The following is a 14,956-nucleotide window of genomic DNA, read 5'->3' on the forward strand; positions in this document are numbered from 1 at the left end:
GCCGGACCGGGCCGCCCGTGACCGGCCGTACGCTCGCCGAACTGGGCCTCGACGAGGCGCCGCGCGACCATCCGCTGGCCTACCCCGGTGTCTGGCCGCCCGACTCCGGGCTGCTCGACGGCGACCGGCTGCTGCCGCTCGAACGTCTGGTGCACGACGAGGACCGGGTACCGGTGCTCGCGGTCGGCTCCAACGCCTCACCCGCCCAACTCCGGCACAAGATGGCGGAGTTCGGCGTCGACGGCGCCATCCCCATGGTGCGCGCCCGGGTGCGCGGCCTCGACGTGGGCGTCTCCGCGCATGTCAGCCGCCTCGGCTACGTGTCGGCGTCCCCGGTCGCATCCCCTTCCGCGGTACGGGAGTTGTTCGTCCTCTGGCTGGACGGGCGGCAGCTGGAGGTGGTCGACGCGAGCGAGGGCGTACCGCTGCCGAACGGCAACTTCGAGCGGGCCTGGCTGCCCGCCCCGGCCGTCCGCGCCACTCTCGCGGACGGCACGACGCTCCCCGGTGTGCACGCGTACGTCAACCGGCACGGCGTGCTGCACGACGGCACCGGCGCGCCCCGCCGCCATCCCGGCGAGCGCGCCCTCCTCACCGAACTCCTTTCCGAGGATGCCGAGTTGAGAGAGCTGTTCGGTGTCACACCCGAGCAGTTCTGCGCGCGGGCGCGATCCGACGCGGCGCTGTGCGGGCGGGGCACCCGGCTGTTCGCGGAGCGGAGGTGGGCGGTCGCGTCGGGTCTGGAGCGGTACGTCCGCGGTCAGCAGACGGGGAGTCCGGGGAGCGGCTCGTCGTTCGTGCCGCCCTTGATGTAGACGTCGCTGATGTACACGCCGGTGTTGCCCTTGTCGTCATCGGTCAGCGCCCACCAGACGTTGGTCCGCTGCCCGTGAGTCTCCCGGCGGCCCAGGTCGGCCTGGCAGTAGAACGCGTGGACGCCCTGGCGGACCTTGCCGGCCTTGACGCCGTCGGCGGTGTAGGACTTGGCGCCGCCGTTGCGCACCCGGCAGGTGTACGTGCCGTCTCCTGCGGACACGCAGACCGGGACGGGGGTGGCGGAGGCACTGGCCGTCGCGGTGGCGGGGGCGGTGGCCCCGGCGGTACCGGAACCGCCGGAGGGGCTGGGGCCGGAGGTCCGTGCCGCGGACGGTGTGACGGAGGCGCGGTCCGCCGGGCCCGCCGGTGCGCCTCCGGCGGAGCGCGTGGCACCGGAGACGGGGACGGCGCCCGTCTCCTCGCCCTGCCCCACGGGATCGGCCCCGGCCCGGTGGCCGGCACCGGAGCCGCGGCCGCTCTCCGAGGCGCCGGTGACGGTCGGGGCGGGCGGCCCCGCGTCCGGCTTCGCCGTCTGCCCGCCGTCGTTGTGCAGGGCGACGGTCAGCCCGGTCGCCGTGAGGACGACGGCCGCGGACACCACCACGAGCATCCGGGCCCGACGGCGGGTGCGGATCGGCCCGGTGGGGCTCAGCTGTTCGTCCGGTGCGCCCGGTCCGGGCGCGGCATCTAATCTTCGCGCGGCGGCGAGGAAACCGGGCTCCGGGGTTGCGGCTCCCGCGGCGGGTCCGGCAGCGGGTACGGGGACCGGACGCCCGTCGGCGGGCTCCGGAGCAGCCCCGGCGGCGGATTCCCGGGCGGAGCCCTCCACGGCCCTCGCGGCGAACCCGTGCACGGGCCCCTCCACATCCCCTTCGGCGAGCCCCTGCGCGGGTCCGGCCACCGCCCCTTCGGCGCGCTGCTCGTCCGCGCCTCCGGCGCCCCCGGCGGCCGCGGACCCCGTGGGCACCGCCGGTACGCCGGTTCCGGTCTCCGGCCGAGCGGGCTCCCGCAGGACCGTCGTCGGCTTGTCCGGGACCGGTTCCCGCGCCACCGCCCGCAGCAGCGCGCAGGCCTCCTCCGCGTCCGGGCGCGCGTCGGGGAGCTTGTCCATCAGGCGCCGCAGGACGGGGGCCAGCGGGCCGGCCCTGCGGGGCTCCGGGAGGGGCTCGTCGATGATCGCGGTGAGCGTGGAGAAGGTGGACGTGCGGCGGAAGGGCGAGTCGCCCTCCACGGCCGCGTACAGGGCGGCGCCGAGAGCCCAGATGTCGGAGGCCGGCCCGGGGGCGGCGCCCTTGGCCCGTTCGGGCGCCAGGTAGTCGAGGGAACCGACGAGTTCGCCGCTGCCGGTCAGCTGGGTGGCGGAGCCGTCGCCGGGATCTGCCATGGTGGCGATGCCGAAGTCGGTCAGGACGACCCGGCCCGAGCGGTCCAGGAGGATGTTGCCGGGCTTGACGTCGCGGTGCAGGACGCCGACCCGGTGGGCCGCGGCCAGGGCGTCCATGACCTCGGCGCCGACGCGGGCGGCCTCCTGCGCCCCGAGCGTGCCGCGCTCGCGCAGCAGGTCGTCCAGGGAGGGCCCGTCGACCAGTTCCATGACGATCAGCGGGCGGCCGTCGACCTCGGCGATGTCGTGCACGATGACCACCCCGGGATGCCGCACCCGGGCGGCGGCCCGCGCCTCGCGCTGCATCCGCAGCCGCAGGTCGGCCAGTTCGGCTCCGGCGCTGTCGGTGTAGGCGCGCAGTTCCTTGACGGCGACCTCACGGCCGAGGACCTCGTCGACGGCGCGCCACACCACACCCATACCACCGCGCCCGAGCCGGGCCACGACCCGGTACCGCCCTGCCAGCAGGCGACCGGTCCCGTCAGCCTGTCCGTACGAACCCGACACCACTGCCCCGTTCCTCAAGACACGTCCGTGAATGGCGCACCAGAGTACGGGGCAATGACAGGGTCGGTTCAAGTCGGCTGGAAAAGCTGTGACTTGACCGGTACGCGCTACTTCCCGGAGGCCGTCAGGCCGCCGCGCCGGGGCATCGCGAAGCCCTCCAGGCCGGCCCGGGTCAGACCGGTCAGCCGGGCCACCTCGGCGTCGTCGAGGGCGCCGCAGTCGAGGCCGCGCAGCAGGTAACCGCTGAGGGCCTTGGCGGTGGCGGGCTCGTCCATGACGTCGCCGCCGGCGCGGTCGGCGTACCGGGCGAGCCGGTCGGCCGCCTGTTCCAGGCCCTCCCGGTAGAAGGCGAACACGGCCGCGTACCGGGTCGGGAGGTGACCGGGGTGCATGTCCCAGCCCTGGTAGTAGGCGCGGGCCAGGGCGCGTCGGGTGAGGCCGTAGTGCAGCCGCCAGGCGTCGTGCACCCGGTCCGTCGGGCCGACCGGCAGGACGTTGGTGGAGCCGTCCGACACCCGTACGCCGGTGCCGGCGGCGGCGACCTGCATGACGGCCTTGGCGTGGTCGGCGGCCGGGTGGTCGCTGGCCTGGTAGGCGGCGGAGACCCCGAGGCAGGCGCTGTAGTCGAAGGTGCCGTAGTGCAGTCCGGTGGCGCGGCCCTCGGCGGCCTGGATCATCCGGGCGACGGTGGCGGTGCCGTCGGTGGCGAGGACGGCCTGGCTGGTCTCGATCTGGATCTCGAACCCGATCCGGCCGGGCTCCAGTCCGTGGGCCTTCTCGAAGGCCTCCAGGAGCCGGACCATCGCGGTGACCTGTTCGGGGTAGGTCACCTTGGGCAGGGTGAGCACCAGCCCGTCGGGCAGGCCGCCGGCCTCGATCAGCCCGGTGAGGAAGATGTCGAGGGTGCGGATGCCCCGGTCGCGGACCGCGGCCTCCATGCACTTCATCCGGATGCCCATGTACGGGGCCGCCGTGCCCTCGGTGTACGCCTCGGCGATCAGCCGGGCGGCGCGGGCGGCCGTCTCGTCCTCCTCGGCGTCGGGGCGGGGGCCGTAGCCGTCCTCGAAGTCGACGCGCAGGTCCTCGATCGGCTCCTGCTCCAGCTTGGCGCGGACCCGGGAGTGGACGGGCTCGGCGAGGTCGTCCGGCAGGCCGAGGACGGCGGCGAAGGCGGCGGCGTCGGGGGCGTGTTCGTCGAGGGCGGCGAGGGCCTGGTCACCCCAGGAGCGGATCGTGCCGACCGTGAAGGCGTCGCCGGGGACGTACACGGTGTGGACGGGCTGACGGGTCCCCGGATCACCCGGATAGCGGCGCTCCAGTTCGGCGTCGACGGGTGCCAGGGAGGCGCTGATCTCCTCGCTGACGGCGCCCGCGAGGCTCGTAGCCACCTTCTCCTGCCGACTCTGGCCCATCCCGCACCCTCCTGTTTTCCACTGTACGGAATCAACAATCCGTTGAATGAAGGTATCCGGGCGCCTTCGCGGCGGTCAACACCGTGTCCACAGGGCGACACGCCCCCATCTGGGCATGTTCACGCTCATCACACACCTGGGTATCAGACTGCTCAACGCCCGCCCGTCCGGCTTGTGCCCCCTGAAGGAGCCGTCGTGCCGAACCAGCGCCGAGTCACCCGCCGGCTGGGACTGCAGGCCCTGTTGGCCGCAGCGGTCACCGTGCCCCTCTCCAGTGCCGCGATCACCACCTCCTCCGCCTCCTCCGCCATGTCCCGGGTCCGCCGGGCCACCACCCGCGCGGCACAGTCCCGGCCGGCGCCCCGCCTCGACGTCATGACCTTCAACCTGCGGTACGCCAGTACCGCCGAACCCAACAGCTGGGCCGACCGCAGGCCCGTGATGGCCGAACTGCTGCGCCGCGCACAGCCCCAGGTCATGGGCACCCAGGAGGGTCTCTACCAGCAGCTGCGGGACATCGACAGCGACCTCGGACCGCACTACGACTGGGTCGGCACCGGCCGCGAGGGCGGCAGCCGGGACGAGTCGACCGCGATCTACTACGACCTCCGGCGCCTGGAACCGCTGGAGCACTACACCTTCTGGCTCTCCGACACCCCGGAGGTGATCCGCTCCAACACCTGGGGCGCCGCCTTCCCCCGCATCGTCACCTGGGTCCGCTTCCGCGACCTCGCCGACGACGGACGGGAGTTCTACGTCGCCAACACCCACTTCGACCAGAAGAGCCAGTACGCCCGCGAGCGCAGCGCCACCCTCCTGGTGCGGCGGATCGCGGAGTTCGACCCGAAACTGCCGGTCGTGGTGACCGGGGACTTCAACGCCTACGCCCACCGGAACCGGGCCTACGACACCCTGGTGGACTCGGGGCTCGTCGACACCTGGGACGCGGCGGAGCACCGCGGCCCCCAGTACGCGACCTTCCACGGCTACCACCGGCTCAAGCCGGACGGCGACCGGATCGACTGGATCCTGACCTCGCCGGGGGTGACCACGCACCGGGCGACGATGGACACCTATTCGTGGCAGGGCCAGTTCCCGAGCGACCACCTGCCCGTGCAGGTCTCGCTGAGCCTGCGGTGACACGGCGAGGCCCCCGTGACCGGAACCGGTCACGGGGGCCTCGGACAGCCTGGGGGCGGCGGTCAGCCCTTGCGGGCCTTGACCTCCTCGGTCAGCTGCGGGACGACGTCGAAGAGGTCGCCGACCACGCCGAAGTCGACCAGCTCGAAGATCGGGGCCTCGGCGTCCTTGTTGACGGCCACGATGGTCTTCGAGGTCTGCATGCCCGCGCGGTGCTGGATCGCGCCGGAGATGCCGTTGGCGATGTACAGCTGCGGGGAGACCGACTTGCCGGTCTGGCCGACCTGGTTGGTGTGCGGGTACCAGCCGGCGTCGACGGCGGCACGCGAGGCACCGACAGCGGCACCGAGGGAGTCGGCGAGGGCCTCGATGATCGCGAAGTTCTCGGCGCCGTTGACGCCACGGCCGCCGGAGACCACGATCGCGGCCTCGGTCAGCTCCGGACGTCCGGTCGACTCGCGCGGGGTACGGCCGGTCACCTTGGTACCGGTGGCTGCCGCCGAGAAGGTCACCGCGAGGGCCTCGACCGCACCGGCGGCCGGGGCGGCCTCGACGGCCGCGCTGTTGGGCTTGACCGTGATGACCGGGGTGCCCTTGGAGACACGGGACTTGGTCGTGAAGGACGCGGCGAACACCGACTGGGTGGCCACCGGACCCTCGTCACCGGCCTCCAGGTCGACGGCGTCGGTGATGATGCCCGAGCCGATGCGCAGCGCCAGACGGGCGGCGATCTCCTTGCCCTCGGCGGAGGAGGGGACCAGGACGGCGGCCGGGGAGACGGCCCCGACGGCGGCCTGCAGGGCGTCCACCTTCGGGACGACCAGGTAGTCGGCGTACTCGGACGCGTCGTGGGTCAGCACCTTCACGGCGCCGTGCTCGGCCAGCGCGGCGGCGGTGTCGGCGGCACCGTTGCCCAGCGCGACGGCGACGGGCTCGCCGATACGGCGGGCCAGGGTCAGCAGCTCCAGGGTGGGCTTGCGGACGGCACCGTCCACGTGATCGACGTAGACGAGGACTTCAGCCATGGGAATGCTCTCCTGCTTGGATCAGTTGAGGGGCGGTCGGCGACTGCGGGGCTCAGATGAACTTCTGGCCCGCGAGGAACTCGGCGAGCTGCTTGCCGCCCTCGCCCTCGTCCTTGACGATCGTGCCCGCGGTGCGGGCCGGACGCGCGGTGGCGTCCTGGACCGCGGTCCAGGCGCCCTCCAGGCCGACCTCCTCCGCCTCGAGGTCGAGGTCGGACAGGTCCCAGGACTGAACCGGCTTCTTCTTGGCGGCCATGATGCCCTTGAAGGACGGGTAACGCGCCTCACCCGACTGGTCGGTGACGGACACGACGGCCGGCAGGGAGGCCTCCAGCCGCTCGCTCGCGGCGTCGCCGTCGCGACGGCCCTTGACCGTGCCGTCCTCGACCGAGACCTCGGAGAGCAGGGTGACCTGCGGGACGCCCAGCCGCTCGGCGAGCAGGGCCGGGACGATGCCGGCCGTGCCGTCGGTGGAGGCCATGCCGGAGACCACCAGGTCGAAGCCGGCCTTCTCGATCGCCTTGGCGAGCACCAGCGAGGTGCCGATGGCGTCGGTGCCGTGCAGGTCGTCGTCCTCGACGTGGATCGCCTTGTCCGCGCCCATCGACAGCGCCTTGCGCAGCGCGTCCTTGGCGTCCTCCGGACCCACCGTCAGAACGGTGACCTCGACGTCGTCGTCCGAGTTCTCCGAGATCTGCAGCGCCTGTTCGACCGCGTACTCGTCGAGTTCGGAGAGCAGACCGTCCACGTCGTCACGGTCGACGGTCAGGTCATCGGCGAAGTGCCGGTCGCCAGTGGCGTCGGGCACGTACTTCACAGTGACAACGATCCTCAGGCTCACGCCGGCTCTCCTACTGCATCGTCTTTTCTGGGCTGCCTCTTGCAGGCAGCATAGGCGCCTCAAGCGGCTCATCCCGGTCGGGGCGGCCGCGCGCTCCGAACGAAATATTACTCACCAGTACAGCCAGTTCACGCCCGCTAAGCAAGCGCTTTGAACTGTGACCTTCGCAACGCAGCGTAACCGGAACTCGACGCGTTCGCAGAACGAGGGGCGTGTGATCCCCAGAACGGGACCTGTGTGATCAGTCCCGCAGCCCGTTGAAGGCGCCCTGGTGGTACAGGAGCGGCCGGCCGGCGCGGGAGGGGTCGCCGGCGAGCACCTCGGCCAGCACGATGCGGTGGTCGCCGGCCGGCACCCGCGCCACGATCCGGCACACCAGCCACACCAGTACGTCGTCGAGGACCGGGACGCCCTCGTGGCCGTCGCGCCAACCGGTGGGCGCCCCGAACCGGTCGGCGCCGCTGCGCGCGAAGGTGGCCGCGAGCTCCGCCTGGTGCTCCCCGAGGATGTGGACGCCGATGTGCTCGGCGGTGGATATCGCGGGCCAGCTGGAGGCGCCCGTGCCGACCCCGAAGGAGACCATCGGGGGCTCGGCGGAGACGGAGGTGAGGGAGGTGGCGGTGAAGCCGACCGGGCCGTCGGCGCCACGCGCGGTGATCACCGCCACACCGGCCGCGTGCCGCCGGAAGGCGGAGCGGAGCAGGTCGGGAGAGGCGAGCCGGGGAGTGCCGAGGTCGGGCGAGGCCGTCATGGACTTGTCCTTCTGGGGGAGGCGGTCTTCGGGTCCGGAGCTGCTCAACAGCCCGGACAGCGCGCGCTCGCGGTGCGGGCCAGGTCCACGTGGACCCGCCCGAAGAGAAGGAGTTCCTGAGGCATACGGTCAGGCTGACGATAGGTGGTACGCCCAGTCAAGTACGTTCCGGGATATGGGAGGTGCCTCACCGTCATCGGCATGGCCGTCAGACCGCCTCGCCGAGCGCCGCGATGACGTCCGCCTTGCGGGGCTGTCCGGTGGCCCGGCGCACCACCCGGCCGTCCGCGTCGAGCACCAGCACGGTGGGGGTCCTGAGGATCCCCAGCTCGCGCACCAGGTCCAGGCGGGCCTCGGCGTCGATCTCCAGGTGACTGACGCCGGGGACCATCCCGGCGACCTCGCCCAGCACCCGCCGGGTGGCCCGGCAGGGGGCGCAGAAGGCGCTGGAGAACTGCACCAGTGTGGCCCGTTCGCCCAGTTCGCCGCCGAGTTCGGCCGCCCCGAGCCGCTTGCCGTCGTCCCGCCCGCGCACCCGTACCCTCCCGCTCCGCCGCCTGTGCAGCACTCCGTAGACGCTCGCCGCCGCGAGCACCGCCACGCACACCACGAGTCCGGTCATCACCGGACAAGCATCCACGAGACGGCTCACCACAGCGAAAAGCGTTCACGAGACTGCAAAGATTCCCGGCTCCCCTGCCGGGCCGCGAGGCGGAATCCTTGGTTCATGGACATCGACGCACGTGGGCCGCGGTTCGCGGCGGCCGTGACGACGGCCGTACTGGCCGCCGCGCTCATCACCCGGAGCCCCTGGCTCCTCGCCTGGCAGACACTGGTGTTCGCGCTCGGCGCGGCCGGCGGCGTGGCCAGGTCGCCGTACGGCTGGGCGTTCCGGACGCTCGTACGGCCGCGCCTCGCTCCCCCGACGGAGTTCGAGCCGCCGGAGCCGCCGCGGTTCGCACAGGCGGTCGGACTGGTCTTCGCCGGCCTCGGTCTGGTCGGATTCGGGCTGGGCCCGGCGTGGTTGGGCCTCGTGGCGACCGGGTTCGCGCTCGCCGCGGCCTTCCTCAATGCGGCGTTCGGGTACTGCCTGGGCTGCGAGATGTTCCTGCTCATGCGGCGGTTGGCGGCCCGTCCGGAGTAAAGGTGCGTTAAAAGCGCGAGGTGGATCAAGGGGCCCAACGTGACGAGGATCTCGCCGCGCCAGGGCACCAGGGCTGGCTCCCCGTCCGTTCTTCGGGCACCATCTGCGAGACGCCGTAAACCTACGGCTCCGTAACTTCCCGCCGGGAGCCCCTTTCCCAGGCAGAGCAGAAAGGGTCCGCCCCGCCCATGGCAGAGCTGGTCTACCGTCCCGTCATCGGTTTCGCCAAGACGTTGTTCAAGGTCTGGGACCTCAAGATCGACTGCCAGGGTTCGGAGAACATCCCGCGCTCGGGCGGCGCCGTGCTGGTGAGCAATCACATCAGCTACCTGGACTTCGTCTTCGACGGCCTCGCGGCCCTTCCGCAGAAGCGCCTGGTGCGGTTCATGGCGAAGGAGTCCGTGTTCCGGCACCGGATCTCCGGCCCGCTGATGCGCGGCATGAAGCACATCCCGGTGGACCGCAAGCAGGGCGAGGCCGCCTACCAGCACGCGCTGGACTCGCTGAAGTCCGGTGAGATCGTGGGTGTCTTCCCGGAGGCCACGATCTCCCAGTCCTTCACGCTGAAGAGCTTCAAGTCGGGTGCCGCCCGCCTCGCGCAGGAGGCCGGCGTCCCGCTCGTCCCGATGGCACTGTGGGGCACCCAGCGCATCTGGACCAAGGGCCAGCCGCGCAACTTCAAGCGGAACCACCTGCCCGTCACCATCCGGGTCGGCGAGCCCGTCGACGCCCCCCGGGACCAGTACGCGGGCGCCATCACCCGCCGGCTGCGCGAGCGCGTCCAGGATCTCCTGGACGCCGCCCAGCGCGCCTACCCGGCCCAGCCGAAGGACGCGGCCGACAGCTGGTGGCTCCCGGCGCACCTGGGCGGCACGGCCCCCACGGCGGATCAGCTGAAGGCCGCCGAGGCGGTCTGAGCCTCAGCCCGCCGACTCGGGCGCGCGCACCTCGATGCGGGCGCCCGGACTGAACTTCTCCAGCAGTTCGGCGAGTTCGGCGCCCGCCGCCGCCACTTCCGGCACCGGCATCGGGGCGAGGCTCTCCAGCAGGAAGAGGGCCGAGACGGTCCGTTCGGTGAGGCGGGTGCGGGGGCCCTGGCGCCAGTTCCAGCGGCGGCAGGTCACTCCGGCGTCGTCGCACCACACGATCTCGCCGGCGTCGGGGTGCTCGACGGTCTCCTCACCCCCGGCCACAGTCGTGAAGTCCTCCTCGCCCGTGGCCCGCACGAGGCGCATACCGCCCTGGATCAGGTCGAGATCCTCGCCCCCGACCGGGATCAGGTGGGCGACGCTGATGGCGTTGTAGAGGTCCACGAGCACGTTGATCCGGGGCAGGCCGCCGTCCGCGAGGGCCCGCTTGGCCAGCGCCTCGGCCGAGTTGCGGGTGCGGGAGGGCTTGGAGCCGAAGGCCGTGTAGGCGGCCCGCCAGGCCACCATGTGCGGGTCCTCGTGCGGGGCGCGCCCCTCCAGACGTACCGCCAGCCGGCGGGCCGCGTCGTCGAGGAGGGCCGAACTCTCCTCCGTACTGGGTCCGTTGACCAGGCCGTGGGCCTCGACGACGAGGTGCGTGAAGCCGGGTACGAGGGCGCGCACCTCGTCGGACACGGTGAGCGAGAGAGTCATCTGGCTTGCCTCAGAGTGCAGTGGGGAGCGTCTTCCAGAGGTGCGGGCGGTCCGGCGCCGCTTCGAGGGCGCCGAGCACGACCGGATGAGGTTCAGCGTACAGGACCGGATAGTCCATCTCACTGGACCGAGGGTCGGGGACCCAGGCCAGTTGTTCGCCGTCGAGGGAGAACCGGGCGTCGACGCCCGGTTTGTTGCCGCGCGGGTCCTGCCGGTGCCAGGCACCGTTGAAGCGGACGGCGACCAGGCCGTGCACGACATGGCCCGCGCCGTCGTCGGCCGCCAGCCGCTGGTAGCACAGTGCCGCGGGGATGTCCTCGGCCCGCAGCAGTGCGGCCAGGGCGTGGGCCTTGGCGTAACAGATGCCGGTGCGCTGCGCCAGCACGTCCGACGCCCGCCAGGTCACGCGCAGGTCGCCGGAGTCCTGGGAGTGCGGGATGGCGTCCCGTACGAACTCGTACGCGGCGCGTGCATAGTCATACGAGTCGTCGGCACTCGCCGCCAGTCGGGCGGCCGTCTCCCGGACCAGCGGATGGTGATGGTCGATGACCTCGTCAGCGGCCAGGTAGGCGGAGAGGTCGGCGGTGTTCTGGATCAGCTCCATGTCCGCAGAGCATAGGAATGCGATCACCCGAGCGTCAATGACTTTTCAGGTGATCGCATACCTATGCATCGAGCCGGGCTAGCGCGCCATCTCCTCCTTGACCGCCGCCACGAACGCGTCCACGTCCTCCTCGGTCGTGTCGAAGGCGCACATCCAGCGCACGTCCCCGGCCGCCTCGTCCCAGAAGTAGAACCGGAAGCGCTTCTGCAGGCGCAGGCTCACGTCGTGCGGGAGCCGCGCGAAGACGCCGTTGGCCTGCACCGGGTACAGGATCTCCACGCCGTGCACGGCCCGGACGCCCTCGGCGAGCCGCTGGGCCATCTCGTTGGCGTGCCGGGCGTTGCGCAGCCACAGGTCCCTGGCGAGCAGGGCCTCCAGCTGCACCGACACGAAGCGCATCTTGGAGGCGAGCTGCATGGACAGCTTGCGCAGGTGCTTCATGTGGCTGACGGCGTCCTGGTTGATCACCACGACCGCCTCGCCGAACACGGCGCCGTTCTTGGTGCCTCCCAGGGAGAGGATGTCGACGCCGACGGCGTTGGTGAACGTGCGCATCGGGACGTCCAGGGAGGCCGCCGCGTTGGCTATCCGGGAGCCGTCCAGATGCACCTTCATGCCGTGCGCGTGGGCGTGCTCGCAGATCGCGCGGATCTCGTCCGGCGTGTAGAGGGTGCCCAGCTCGGTGCTCTGGGTGATGGAGACCGCCTGCGGCATCGCGCGGTGCTCGTCGTCCCAGCCGTACGCCTGCCGGTCGATGAGATCCGGGGTGAGTTTGCCGTCCGGGGTGGGCACGGTGAGCAGCTTGAGGCCGCCCATGCGCTCGGGGGCGCCGCCCTCGTCGACGTTGATGTGCGCGCTCTCGGCGCAGATCACCGCGCCCCAGCGGTCGGTGACCGCCTGGAGCGCGACGACGTTCGCGCCGGTGCCGTTGAAGACCGGGAAGGCCTCCGCGGTGGCCCCGAAGTGGCTGCGGACGATCCGCTGGAGGTTCTCGGTGTACTCGTCCTCGCCGTAGGCCACCTGATGGCCGCCGTTGGCGAGGGCCAGGGCGGCCAGCACCTCGGGGTGGGCTCCGGCGTAGTTGTCACTGGCGAAACCGCGGACCTGCGGGTCGTGGTGGCGACGCGCGTCGGTCCTGGGAGGGTTCACGGCTTCTCGGTCAGCCACAGACGGTTTCCGTTCACTTCGGCGGCGGTCTTGCTCCAGACGCCCTCGACGGCCTCGGCGAGGTCCTTGACGTCCGTGAAGCCCGCGAACTTCGCGTTGGGCCGCTCGGCGCGCATCGCGTCGTGCACCAACGCCTTCACCACCAGGATCGCAGCGGCGGAGGTGGGGCCCGCCTCGCCCCCGGCCTTGCGGAAGCCGTCGGCCATGGCGAGCGTCCAGGCCTCGGCGGCCGCCTTGGCGGCGGAGTAGGCGGCGTTGCCGGCGGTGGGCTTCGACGCGCCGGCGGCGCTGATCAGCACGTACCGGCCGCGCTCGCTGCGCTCCAGGGCGTCGTAGAAGGCCAGGGAGGTGTGCTGGACGGTGCGGATCAGCAGCTTCTCCAGCAGGTCCCAGTCGGCGAGGTCGGTCTCGGTGAAGGCGGCGCTGCCGCGCCAGCCGCCGACCAGGTGGACCAGGCCGTCGATGCGGCCGTGGTCCTTCTCGATGCGGCCGGCCCAGGCCCGGGTCGAGTCCAGGTCGAGCAGGTCGACCGTCTCACCGGTGACCACGGCGCCGCCGCCCGCGTAGCGGGCCGCGTCCACGGCCTCCGCGAGGCGCTCGGGACTGTTGTCGGCGCCGACGACGGTCGCGCCCGCCTCGGCCAGCCTGACCAGGGTCGCGTGCCCGGCGGGTCCGCCCGCCCCGGCCACCGCGATCACCGCACCACTGAGAGACCCGTTGCCCGCCATGTGCTTCCCCTCTTGACCAGTGTTCCGCAGCTCTTGAACAGTGTTCCGCAGCCGGTCGCTCACGCGGCGACCGGCTCGGCGCTGTCCGCGGTGATGCCCTTGGTCTCGGCGATCACGTTCTTGAGCTTCTTGGACAGGGCCTCGTAGAACATGCTCAGCGGAAACTCGTCGGGAAGCACGTCGTCCACGAGCTTGCGCGGCGGCAGGGTCAGGTCCAGGGCGTCGGGACCCTTGGCCCACTTGGAGCCGGGGTGCGGGGCGAGGTAGGTGGCGACCAGCTCGTACCCGGCGAACCAGTGGACGAGCTTCGGGCGGTCGATGCCGTCCTTGTACAGCTTCTCGATCTCGGCGCACAGCTGGTTGGTGACCTGCGGGGCACGCTCCCAGTCGATGGCGAGCTTGTTGTCGGTCCAGCGGACCACGTCGTGCTTGTGCAGGTAGGCGAAGAGCAGCTGGCCGCCGAGCCCGTCGTAGTTGCGGACCCGGTCGCCGGTGACCGGGAACCGGAACATGCGGTCGAAGAGGACCGCGTACTGCACGTCACGGGCCTGCGGGACGCCGTCGGCCGCCAGCTTCACGGCCTCCTTGAAGGCGGTGAGGTCGCAGCGCAGCTCCTCCAGGCCGTACATCCAGAACGGCTGGCGCTGCTTGATCATGAACGGGTCGAACGGCAGGTCGCCGTGGCTGTGGGTGCGGTCGTGGACCATGTCCCACAGCACGAAGGCCTCCTCGCAGCGCTTCTGGTCGTGGACCATGGCGGCGATGTCCTCGGGCAGGTTCAGGCCCAGGATGCCGACGGCCGCGTCGGTGACCCGGCGGAAGCGGGCGGCCTCGCGGTCGCAGAAGATACCGCCCCAGGAGAATCGTTCCGGCGCCTCGCGTACGGCGATGGTCTCGGGGAAGAGGACGGCCGAGTTGGTGTCGTAGCCGGCCGTGAAGTCCTCGAACTTGATGCCACAGAAGAGCGGGTTGTCGTACCGGGTGCGCTCCAGCTCGGCCAGCCAGTCCGGCCAGACCATGCGCAGCACGACCGCCTCCAGGTTGCGGTCCGGGTTGCCGTTCTGCGTGTACATCGGGAAGACGACCAGGTGCTGGAGGCCGTCCGCGCGGCCCGCGGCGGGCTGGAAGGCCAGCAGCGAGTCGAGGAAGTCGGGCACCTGGAAACCGCCGACGGCCCAGCGCCGCAGGTCCGTGACCAGCGCGTGGTGGTAGTCGGCGTCGTGCGGGAGCAGCGGGGACAGCTCCTCCACGGCCTCGACGACACGCCGTACGGCCGCCTCGGCGCCGGCCCGCGCGGGCGCGCCCTCGGCCTCGAAGTCGATGGAGCCGTCCTTCGACTGCCATGGCCGGATCTGCTCCACGGCATCCTTGAGCACGGGCCACGCCGGGTGCTCGACCACCCTGGTCACGGGAGGAACCTGCTCCTCCGAACCCACCTGCACAAGAATTTCCGTCATGACCCATCCTCCACGGGAGAAGCTTCCGTAAGGACACCGTATGCATACGGGCTTTCTCCCAGCAAGGGGGTGCTCAGGAAATTATCCTGCGGCATCCCGACTTCACCGCGCTTTTTCCTGTGTGAAACCGTGAAGGCGCTCACATTCACTACGACCGGTGACGAGGCGTCAGCTCCGGAGGACCGCACGGATCCGGCCGGTCAATGCGCGAGGGGACGCGCCCACCACCGGGTGACCGCCGACCGGGGCACGGGCCAGGCGCCGCGCACCCGGCACGCCAATCCCCCCGTGTACGTACGGGTTCATCCCGACGGGCGGCCATTAGGCTGCGCCCAGCCGCGTGGACAGCGACGTCCGT

At 71.7% G+C, this 14,956-nt stretch carries 15 protein-coding genes; 4 read left to right on the forward strand and 11 right to left on the reverse strand.

Annotated elements, in window-relative coordinates; genetic code table 11:
• Window positions 1-17: 17 nt before the first annotated feature.
• Window positions 18-815 carry a hypothetical protein gene (locus tag ACFZB3_RS29325; protein WP_391380385.1) on the forward strand — a complete coding sequence of 266 codons (798 nt, stop codon included), beginning with the start codon at window positions 18-20 and terminating at the stop codon, window positions 813-815.
• Here ACFZB3_RS29325 and ACFZB3_RS29330 read toward each other — a convergent pair.
• Together ACFZB3_RS29330 and ACFZB3_RS29335 are read right to left on the reverse strand one after the other, a co-directional pair.
• The gene (locus tag ACFZB3_RS29330) at window positions 761-2,710 is read right to left on the reverse strand and encodes a protein kinase (RefSeq protein ID WP_391380387.1); all 1,950 of its coding nucleotides are present in this window, start codon (window positions 2,708-2,710) and stop codon (window positions 761-763) included. The genes ACFZB3_RS29325 and ACFZB3_RS29330 overlap by 55 nt on opposite strands.
• Before the next feature lie 104 nt (window positions 2,711-2,814).
• Window positions 2,815-4,119, reverse strand: a complete 1,305-nt coding sequence (locus tag ACFZB3_RS29335) for a DUF6986 family protein (RefSeq protein ID WP_391380389.1) — start codon at window positions 4,117-4,119, stop codon at window positions 2,815-2,817.
• A gap of 195 nt (window positions 4,120-4,314) precedes the next feature.
• Between ACFZB3_RS29335 and ACFZB3_RS29340 the strand changes: the two genes are divergently transcribed.
• Window positions 4,315-5,259, forward strand: coding sequence for an endonuclease/exonuclease/phosphatase family protein (locus ACFZB3_RS29340; RefSeq protein WP_391380391.1), 945 nt, complete (start codon window positions 4,315-4,317; stop codon window positions 5,257-5,259).
• A 62-nt stretch (window positions 5,260-5,321) separates the two neighbouring features.
• On the opposite strand, the gene ACFZB3_RS29345 is transcribed toward ACFZB3_RS29340, so the two are convergent.
• From ACFZB3_RS29345 to ACFZB3_RS29360, 4 genes are all read right to left on the reverse strand, one after another.
• A complete protein-coding gene (locus ACFZB3_RS29345; RefSeq protein ID WP_391380393.1) occupies window positions 5,322-6,284 on the reverse strand; it encodes an FAD-binding protein in 963 nt (320 codons plus the stop codon).
• A 52-nt stretch (window positions 6,285-6,336) separates the two neighbouring features.
• Window positions 6,337-7,125, reverse strand: a complete 789-nt coding sequence (locus ACFZB3_RS29350; protein WP_391380395.1) for an electron transfer flavoprotein subunit beta/FixA family protein — start codon at window positions 7,123-7,125, stop codon at window positions 6,337-6,339.
• Between the two features lie 241 nt (window positions 7,126-7,366).
• Window positions 7,367-7,876 carry a flavin reductase gene (locus tag ACFZB3_RS29355; protein WP_391380397.1) on the reverse strand — a complete coding sequence of 170 codons (510 nt, stop codon included), beginning with the start codon at window positions 7,874-7,876 and terminating at the stop codon, window positions 7,367-7,369.
• Window positions 7,877-8,084: 208 nt separating this feature from the next.
• A complete protein-coding gene (locus ACFZB3_RS29360; RefSeq protein ID WP_391380399.1) occupies window positions 8,085-8,498 on the reverse strand; it encodes a thioredoxin domain-containing protein in 414 nt (137 codons plus the stop codon).
• Between the two features lie 105 nt (window positions 8,499-8,603).
• On the opposite strand from ACFZB3_RS29360, the gene ACFZB3_RS29365 reads away from it, so the two are divergent.
• Both ACFZB3_RS29365 and ACFZB3_RS29370 read left to right on the forward strand, forming a co-directional pair.
• Entirely contained in the window at window positions 8,604-9,020 is a 417-nt protein-coding gene (locus ACFZB3_RS29365; protein ID WP_391380401.1) for a DUF4395 family protein, read from the forward strand.
• A gap of 188 nt (window positions 9,021-9,208) precedes the next feature.
• The gene (locus ACFZB3_RS29370; protein ID WP_391380403.1) at window positions 9,209-9,937 is read left to right on the forward strand and encodes a 1-acyl-sn-glycerol-3-phosphate acyltransferase; all 729 of its coding nucleotides are present in this window, start codon (window positions 9,209-9,211) and stop codon (window positions 9,935-9,937) included.
• Between the two features lie 3 nt (window positions 9,938-9,940).
• On the opposite strand, the gene ACFZB3_RS29375 is transcribed toward ACFZB3_RS29370, so the two are convergent.
• From ACFZB3_RS29375 to ACFZB3_RS29395, 5 genes are all read right to left on the reverse strand, one after another.
• A complete protein-coding gene (locus ACFZB3_RS29375) occupies window positions 9,941-10,642 on the reverse strand; it encodes a phenylalanine--tRNA ligase beta subunit-related protein (RefSeq protein ID WP_391380405.1) in 702 nt (233 codons plus the stop codon).
• Window positions 10,643-10,652: 10 nt separating this feature from the next.
• The gene (locus ACFZB3_RS29380) at window positions 10,653-11,246 is read right to left on the reverse strand and encodes a transglutaminase domain-containing protein (protein ID WP_391380407.1); all 594 of its coding nucleotides are present in this window, start codon (window positions 11,244-11,246) and stop codon (window positions 10,653-10,655) included.
• A gap of 78 nt (window positions 11,247-11,324) precedes the next feature.
• The gene (locus ACFZB3_RS29385; protein ID WP_391380409.1) at window positions 11,325-12,395 is read right to left on the reverse strand and encodes a beta-eliminating lyase-related protein; all 1,071 of its coding nucleotides are present in this window, start codon (window positions 12,393-12,395) and stop codon (window positions 11,325-11,327) included.
• Window positions 12,392-13,141: an SDR family NAD(P)-dependent oxidoreductase gene (locus ACFZB3_RS29390; protein ID WP_391380413.1), complete on the reverse strand. Its 750-nt coding sequence runs from the start codon at window positions 13,139-13,141 to the stop codon at window positions 12,392-12,394. Before ACFZB3_RS29390 ends, ACFZB3_RS29385 begins: the two co-directional genes overlap by 4 nt.
• 59 nt (window positions 13,142-13,200) lie before the next feature.
• Complete coding sequence (locus tag ACFZB3_RS29395) at window positions 13,201-14,598, reverse strand: DUF6421 family protein (protein WP_391380415.1); 1,398 nt, start codon at window positions 14,596-14,598, stop codon at window positions 13,201-13,203.
• Window positions 14,599-14,956 lie beyond the last annotated feature (358 nt).

This window comes from Streptomyces sp. NPDC008092 (assembly GCF_042957285.1).
Classification (GTDB): domain Bacteria; phylum Actinomycetota; class Actinomycetes; order Streptomycetales; family Streptomycetaceae; genus Streptomyces.

Coding starts and splice junctions, on each gene's coding strand:
- ACFZB3_RS29360 (WP_391380399.1), bottom strand. CDS start 8,498: ATGACCGGACTCGTGGTGTGCGTGGCGGTGCTCGCGGCGGCGAGCGTC.
- ACFZB3_RS29355 (WP_391380397.1), bottom strand. CDS start 7,876: ATGACGGCCTCGCCCGACCTCGGCACTCCCCGGCTCGCCTCTCCCGAC.
- ACFZB3_RS29395 (WP_391380415.1), bottom strand. CDS start 14,598: ATGACGGAAATTCTTGTGCAGGTGGGTTCGGAGGAGCAGGTTCCTCCC.
- ACFZB3_RS29380 (WP_391380407.1), bottom strand. CDS start 11,246: ATGGAGCTGATCCAGAACACCGCCGACCTCTCCGCCTACCTGGCCGCT.
- ACFZB3_RS29375 (WP_391380405.1), bottom strand. CDS start 10,642: ATGACTCTCTCGCTCACCGTGTCCGACGAGGTGCGCGCCCTCGTACCC.
- ACFZB3_RS29345 (WP_391380393.1), bottom strand. CDS start 6,284: ATGGCTGAAGTCCTCGTCTACGTCGATCACGTGGACGGTGCCGTCCGC.
- ACFZB3_RS29365 (WP_391380401.1), top strand. CDS start 8,604: ATGGACATCGACGCACGTGGGCCGCGGTTCGCGGCGGCCGTGACGACG.
- ACFZB3_RS29390 (WP_391380413.1), bottom strand. CDS start 13,141: ATGGCGGGCAACGGGTCTCTCAGTGGTGCGGTGATCGCGGTGGCCGGG.
- ACFZB3_RS29370 (WP_391380403.1), top strand. CDS start 9,209: ATGGCAGAGCTGGTCTACCGTCCCGTCATCGGTTTCGCCAAGACGTTG.
- ACFZB3_RS29335 (WP_391380389.1), bottom strand. CDS start 4,119: ATGGGCCAGAGTCGGCAGGAGAAGGTGGCTACGAGCCTCGCGGGCGCC.